This window comes from Alteromonas confluentis, assembly GCF_001757105.1.
Taxonomy (GTDB): domain Bacteria; phylum Pseudomonadota; class Gammaproteobacteria; order Enterobacterales; family Alteromonadaceae; genus Alteromonas; species Alteromonas confluentis.
This window is the reverse complement of sequence record NZ_MDHN01000029.1, coordinates 479,601-487,770: the sequence shown is the minus strand read 5'-3', so window position 1 is coordinate 487,770 and position 8,170 is coordinate 479,601. Positions and strand designations below refer to the sequence as shown.

General features: G+C 47.6%; 1 protein-coding gene and 1 rRNA gene. One reads left to right on the top strand and one right to left on the bottom strand.

Annotation, left to right across the window (positions count from 1 at the left end):
• Positions 1–299: 299 nt before the first annotated feature.
• Positions 300–415: ribosomal RNA gene (rrf, locus tag BFC18_RS13740) — 5S ribosomal RNA — on the top strand.
• A gap of 86 nt (positions 416–501) precedes the next feature.
• Here the strand turns inward: rrf and BFC18_RS13735 are convergent.
• On the bottom strand, positions 502–8,004 hold the full coding sequence (locus BFC18_RS13735) for a choice-of-anchor L domain-containing protein (protein ID WP_070126106.1): 7,503 nt from the start codon (positions 8,002–8,004) through the stop codon (positions 502–504).
• Between the last annotated feature and the right edge of the window lie 166 nt (positions 8,005–8,170).

The following is an 8,170-nucleotide window of genomic DNA, read 5'->3' as shown; positions in this document are numbered from 1 at the left end:
GTTGCAAGGCATTAAGCTAACCTGTACTAATTGCCCGTGAGGCTTAACCATACAACGCCTAAATGGCTTTATCATTTAGAAGTTGATGGTCATGACTGACTAATTAAGAAGTTAGAGTAGCGTTACTTAAGATTGATGAAAATATCGTTTTCCAGAATTGTTAATTCATTGATGACTACATCAGTGAAATTAAGATTCAGCTTAAAAGTTTATAAAGGCTGATAGACATACTCCGGAGAGTACTGTTTGTCCTCCTTGCGCAAAAGCCGAGAAAAAGCATTCGGTTTTGCACGACTTTGCCTGACGGCAATAGCGACGTGGTCCCACCTGATCCCATTCCGAACTCAGAAGTGAAACGCGTTAGCGGCGATGGTAGTGTGGGGTTTCCCCATGTGAGAGTAGCACACCGTCAGGCTCCCAATTACGAAAAAGCCCGCTCATCTGAGCGGGCTTTTTTCGTTTTGTCCTTTAGCTTAACGTGTTAAGTCATTCCGTTATGAACTAATTATCATCGGTAAAGCGATAGACGACTTGTAGGCTTCCTATTCTTGCGTCTTCATCGTAACTGACTAGATCTAAACGAATGCCCCATTCATCATTTATTTGCCAGTGTGCTCCCACACCAATTTTGAGCTGTACCTGCTCAACTTGCCGGTGATGTTGCTCCAAGTTTCCTTTTGTTGTGAGGAGTCCCGCACCGCCCTTTATGTATACATTCCATCTACTTTGCGGCTTCTTAAGCCAATAAAGAATATCAGCTGACAACCCTTTGTAATCGATCAACAAGTCATCTGTTATTGAAGGATTTAAGCTCGACAGCTTTGCTTCTCCTAAAATGGCGTAGTTGACTTCGATTGACCACTTTGGTTTTAACATGTAGCCAACGCCAGCCAGCGCTGATGAATTACTATCATCATAGACACGCCAGATTGTTCCGTTATTATCTGGGTAAAGTCTGCTCACACCATAACCGCCGAACACGTAAAAGTGACTCTTTTCCAATTGAGGGCTTAATGCTGAATCGCTCTCGCTCTCTGCTTTACTGCATAAGGAGAAAAGCGAAATCATGCACAGTAAAAGTACTTTCTTCCGTCGCACCAATGCGATTGCAAATCCTAGTATTAGTAAAGTCGCAGACATACTTCCTGATCCTGTATAAGTTGATTCCACTTTGTCGTGAGCCTGTAAACGGTCGTTTATGCCATCCTGATTAAAGTCTCCATTCTCCTTATCATCATCGATACCATCATTATCACTATCTTTCTCAAGATAATTGGGAATGCCGTCTCCATCGGTATCTGTCGTTCTTTCGATATTATCGGGAATGCCGTCACCATCAGAGTCTAAGTCCAGTCTATTAGGTATGCCGTCGCCGTCTGTGTCTATATCGCCTTCCTCAATGTCCGGTATCCCATCGTTATCGGAGTCAGTATCTGCATAATCAGGAATACCGTCGCCGTCGCTATCACTTCTTCCTTCCTTCGCATCTTCGATGCCATCGCCGTCGCTATCGTTATCCCGATAATTGAGTAAGCCGTCGCCATCAAAATCGCTCGTACTGACCAAATTGTCATCCACGCCGTCGTTATTGCTGTCTGTGCCAAAGGTGTATGTAACATCGATCGCATCGTCAATGCCGTCGTTATCTCTGTCTACACCACTAAGAGGCACGAGAGATTGTTCTTCTGCGTCAGTTAGCCCGTCATTATCACTATCGGTATCTAGGTAATCAGGAATACCATCACCATCTGTATCTGGGATTACAAATTGATCATCGACACCGTCGTTGTCTGCATCAATACCTCCGGTACTGTCGACATCATAAGCGTTATCTATTCCGTCGAAGTCATCATCAATCCCAGTGGCAGCCGGTCTATCCGTTTCCACAACATCAGGAATACCATCATTGTCACTATCGGCATCGCGACTATCAATAATGCCGTCACCGTCGGAGTCAATGGTCCCTTCTGTAATATCTGCTAGGCCATCATTATCATCATCATTATCTACAGCATTGGCTGCACCATCGAAATCGATGTCGTTGTTTCCACCGGCACCTTTGATGGTGAGATCGCTATCCACAGCATCGTCGATGCCGTCGCCATCTATATCGCCGGTAAGATCAATACGTCCGTCTCCATTATTATCAAACCGCGACTCAGGGGTTCCATCAATGTCGTAATTACCGTCGTTATTCGAATCGAGGTCTCGGAAGTCAGGAATACCGTCGCCGTCCGAATCAACGGGGTTAGTAATTATTGATACAGGACTGTCGGCAATACCATCTCGGTCAGCATCGGTACTGCTTGCTTCGAGTGAATCGAACCGTCCATCGTTATCACTGTCCAAGTCGAACATGTCGATAATACCGTCGCCATCTGTGTCTATCGTAACGCCGCCATCTGCGTAGCCGTCTCCGTCAGTGTCGATGCCCGTATAGTCACTGTCAAAAGCGTCATCAATCCCATCTCCGTCATTATCGAATCCAGTTGCGTTTGCTTCGACACCATCGGAGATACTGTCATTATCACTGTCTGCATCAAGGTGATCCGGGAGTTGGTCGCCATCGTGGTCAGGCACGACGAGAGCGAGGTCATTTATTCCATCGCCATTGGCGTCAGGCCCCGAGTTAAAGTCGGCATCAAATTGATCATCAATACCGTCGGCGTCTTCATCAACACCGCCTGTGCTATCCACATCATAGACATCGGGAATGCCATCTTGGTCTGAGTCGATGAAAGACGACGCTATTTCAACTCGGTCGGGCACGCCATCTCCATCTGCATCAACCGATTGATAGTCAGCTACGCCATCACCATCGGTATCTATACCGCTCACACTGTCGTCAATACCATCATTGTTTGTATCTTGACCGCCAGTGCTATCTGCATCAAGATAATCGTCTATGCCATCGCCGTCACTGTCTGCGCCTGTTAGACCAAATTCATAACCGTCCGGTAATCCATCGTTGTCAGAGTCAGCATCGAGGTAGTCTGGTGTGCCGTCACCGTCGGTATCGTTTGTTCCCTCAACGATGTCTGGCACTCCGTCGTTGTCTTCATCAATGCTGGTATCTAGATAGTCTGGTGTACCGTCTAAATCTGAGTCAGATGTTCCTTCCAGCGCATCACTGATACCATCATTATCTGAATCTGTATCAAGGTAGTCCGCTGTTCCGTCTCCATCGCTATCAATCTGGCCTTCTACTGAGTCGGGAATACCGTCGCCGTCGCTATCTGTGTCGGCGTAATTAGGTATTCCGTCTACATCAATATCGCCATTGCCTTCATCTACGTCAGATAAGCCGTCGCCGTCTGTATCTACCTGGTTGTCGAGATAGTCTGGAGTACCATTTTCATTGCTGTCGGTTAGCGTAACATTGTCATCGACGCCGTCGTTGTTGGCATCGGTGCCACCAGTCTGGTCAACATCAAAAGCATCGTCGATACCGTCTCCGTCGGAATCAATACCGCTAATCATTGCTTCAGTAGAGTCAGGGATCCCATCATTGTCGCTGTCAGCGTCGCGATAATCCGCTGTGCCGTCATTATCAGTCTGCGACGTTCCCTCAACAGCATCCGGTACACCATCTCCGTCTGCATCGCGATCAAGATAATCTGGCGCACCATCGCCATCGGTGTCGGTGGGAATGTAATTGTCATCTACGCCATCATTATTGGTATCGGGGCCGCCCGTCTGATCGACGTCCAGGCTGTCTGGAATGCCGTCACCATCGGTATCCGGGCCGCTAACGTTGGCTTCTTCACCGTCACTGATGCCGTCGTTATCACTGTCGCTGTCGAGGAAGTCGGGCACACCGTCATTGTCGAAATCGAGAGCGTAAGGGTTGGTGTTATCATCAATGCCGTCTCCATTGGCATCAGTACCGCCCGTCTGATCAACATCAAAAGCGTCATCAATACCATCGGCGTCGGAATCGGAGCCACTGGATTGCATTTCTACGCTGTCTGGAAGGCCGTCACCATCACTGTCTTTATCACGATAGTCCGCAATGCCGTCGTTATCGGTATCAGGTATAGCGGTTATAGCATTATCATCAATGCCATCACCGTTAGCGTCGGCGCCACCAGTCTGATCAACATCAAAAGTATCGGCTATTCCATCCCCATCAGTATCTGTGGTGGTTGCCTGTGCTTCGAAGGTGTCAGGTAATCCATCATTGTCGGCATCTTTGTCCTGAAAATCTGGCGTGCTATCACCATCTGCATCGGAAGCGACGACTGTGTCATCGAACCCGTCATTATTAGCATCAGGCCCACCGGTAAAATCAGCATCAATGTAATTGTCGATTCCGTCGCTATCGCTGTCAGCGAAAACCGCTCCAGATTCAACATAGTCAGGAAGTCCATCACCGTCAGCATCCAGTGACAAGTAATCAGCACTGCCTGTTCCTGTCGTATTGGTTGCTTCGGCGTTGTCATCTACACCGTCATTATTCGCATCAGGGCCACCTGTCACAGATGCATCAATATCATCCGGAATACCATCATTATCCGCATCGATACCGCTACTGTTTGTTTCAAGGCGATCGGGAATATTGTCAGCATCACTATCACTGTCGAGGTAATCAGGTGTTCCATCTCCATCAGAATCTGTTGGATTGGTTTGTGGGTTGCCGTCGGCATCACTATTCGCGTCTTCTAGTGCGGTGGCTATCCCATCGTTATCATCATCAGGGTCGAGCGCATCGATTATGCCGTCGTTATCTGTGTCGGTGGGGTTACCGGGGTCGCTTACTTCGACATTGTCAGGAATACCATCGCCGTCTGTATCCGGATTATTAGGGTCGGTCCCTAGCGCGGCTTCAACGTTATTTGTCAGGCCATCATTATCGCTGTCGTAGCTGACGAACGCGCTGTTGCCGATATTATTATTGGCTGCTACATCAGTCGCCACATCATCCGGAACGGTTATCGTAATATTACCGCCTCCGTCCGGGGTGACGGTTACCTGATAAGACGAACTGCTGTTAGTGGTAAAGGACGATAGCGTAGCATTGGTAACCTGGATATCGCTCAATGTGAAACCAGAAACAGCCTCGGTAAAGGTTAAATCAATGGTAAATGGACTGCCGTCAGCGATAACTGCAGGTACATTGCTGATTGCTACCTGAGGCGCCACTGTATCTTTATCACCTTCGGCTTGGGTTGCCACGCCGGTATTCCCTACAGCATCGGTTTGGCTCGCATTGATAATGACCGTATCGTTGCCATCTGTAATATTCTGACTATCTACCGTGGCACTCCATGCCCCCGCATTACATGCAACGGTTTGTGTTTCAGGAGTGCCATCTGTTACTGTCACCTCAACGTCGCCATCGCCGGAAGTACATGTCCCTGAAACTGGATAGCTGGTTTGATTCTGTATATTGGACCATCCCGGTGAGTCAATCGTAACGACAGGAGGGGTTGTATCTTTCGTAACCGGGACCGGGCCAGCTGACGCCTGATTCCCTGCATTGTCAGTATGTGTTGTGCTAACTGTGAAAGCAGGATCTCCGTCAGGAATGGATGAAACATCAAATGTCGTAGACCATACTCCACTGGCACAGTTTAGTGTTTGACTTGCACCATTTGATAAATTCACGACAACGTTATTTGTGCCGTCGACTTCACAGGTGCCTGATACTGGCCATGAAGTTTGATTCGCAGGAGTAACGGTAGGTGCGCTTACAATGGCTACCAGGGGTTGAACGGTATCTTTATCCCGTTGTACTTGCGTAGCGTTTGTGACGTTGTTAGCCGGATCGGTGTGCGTTGCATCTATGACTATTTGGCTTGTCCCGTCGGAAATGCTGCTCACATCAAAGGTTGCAGTCCAACTTCCACCACTACAATCCACATCCTGATCGGATGGCGATGCGCCACTTATTGCCACATTGACATTGTCAGTCCCATCGTCCGAGCAGCTGCCAGATACCACATAATTGGTACGATTACTGATATTGGCCGTGGGTGCGGTATCGATGGAAACAGTGGGTGCTGAAGTATCTTTGTCAGCCTGTTTCTGAGAAGCATTTCCTGTATAGCCGTTCACATCGGTTTGTTCAGCATCGATAGAGATGACATTGCTGCCATCCGAAATACCAGTAACATCAAATGTGGTACTCCAGGTACCGCCCGCAGAACATGACGCTAAAGTTTGATTCCCACCATTGAGGCTTACAGTAACGTCGCCGTCTCCGGCCGTACACGTACCTGTTACCGGATAGCTTGCCGAGTTGCCGACATTTGCTGTTGGTAGATTATCAATAGTCACCACAGGATCGGTTGTATCTTTATCTGCGGAAACTGGCGTGGCGTTTCCTTGGTTGCCACTAAAATCTGTTTGACTCGCTGTTGTGACTACCTGATTGCTGCCATCGGCCACACCGCTCACGTCGAAGTTGGCAGTCCAGGTACCATTTGATAAACATGATACATCTTGAGAAGAAGGGGAAGCGCCGGAAATACCTACCGTAACGTCACCATCACCTACTTCACAAGTTCCGGTTACGGGATAATTATTTTGGTTGGACTTTATGGCTTTTGGGGTCGGGTCAATTACAACAACGGGAGGGGTTGTATCAGTTCCGCCAGAAATATTAAACCGATAATCTTCTACTTCACCCGAGCTAAAACTCCCGGCGCTGTCGGTATTCGTAATTGATTCGCTACTTTCAACTATTCTGAAGCGCGCATAAGTTGTTCCGTCTGTCACGTTAGGACCGGTTGTATTCAGATTACTCCAGGTCAGCGTGGTGATTGTCTCGTACGTGCCATCCGGAATGGTGACCTGCGCCGCTTCGTCAGCATCAAATTGTCCGTTATGGTCAAAATCTATCCAGCCAATTAATGTAGAATTCTGTCCAGTAATTGCGGTTGTTTCGACATCTACAGAATAGCTGCCGCCAATGGTACTGGCGTTCAACTGAGGAAACTGTTCCACACCATCGTCGTCATCGTCTAGTGCAGCGCCTGCGCTATCGTCGACTCCGTCTTTGAATCCATCTACTTCACCACTTACCTGTTTCCCCAGGTAGACACCTTCTTTAATGGTGTGAACTGCACCGCCGGAAGCATTTAATGTGAAGTATGTATCTGGCGCATCACCCCAGTCACCGCCGGGTTCAGCTCTTAAACTTTGTGCTTTAAAGAATGCCCAGGAGTCGTAACTGGCATCTCCTTTGTCGGCAATACCTACTAATACAGGTGTTGTTGTTTCTGGCGTAATTGGGGCTCTACATGTGAGTCTTTTGGTGTAACCATCCATCTGAGTCGCAGCGCCAATTCCGCCATCGTCGGTGTCATTATTGATGAACAAGAAGCTATTGGAAGTGCTGTTTACTGTATTGACGTTCAATAGCTGGCCATCTGGTGTTTGAACACAATTCACACCAGGGCTGTTACCTACAATGATGACCATAGCATCTGCGAATGTTCCGCCAGCAAATTCCGTGTATTCATCAGAGCCGAAGATAAAATCAATAATTAAAGTATCATTCCCGGCTTCTGCAAACGCGTCGAAAGTGAGCTCTACGCGATCATATGCTTCATCGTCAGGTGATGAGCCATACTTAGGGTCAGTGACACTGCCTCCTGAAAACTCATCAGTGGTATTCGTTCTGTCATCGTCGTCGTTCAAACCGGTTTGCGAAACAACACCCAATACCCCCCTGGTTCGACCGGTTGTCATAATGGCACCAGAGCCAAAATTATTGCCAAATAAAAACTCGTATCCGGTGAAAAGACCTAACTGTTGATATTTATCAACAGAGCCATCAGTAACGGCTGAAAATTGTGGATTGGTGAGGGTAAATCCATTCCCTTTAATTTCGTTGATGATGTCGTTAACGGTGACATTGGAGTTGTCGAACTCGGTAACAACCTCATTGTTAAATCCAGTGACGGATTCCTGGGCGTTCGTATAGCCAGATATACTGGCAAGAATGGTTAGGGTAAGCAGGGAAGCACGAGGATGGCGCGTCGATCCAAGTAGGGGCATTCTGACACCTATTAACGAAAGATGAATGAGTGGCGTTATATAGGTATAGGAGAGCGTAGAAATATTGCCAAATGCTAATGGTCAATATTCTTAATATTGATAGCTCTAAAAAAGGCATGAGGTCGTCGAGTGAATGGAAATCTCTGTTTATTTAGAGAAGGCAAGT

Bases quoted from the DNA above. Each gene is read 5' to 3' on its own strand.
- BFC18_RS13735 (WP_070126106.1), bottom strand. From the start codon at position 8,004: ATGCCCCTACTTGGATCGACGCGCCATCCTCGTGCTTCCCTGCTTACC.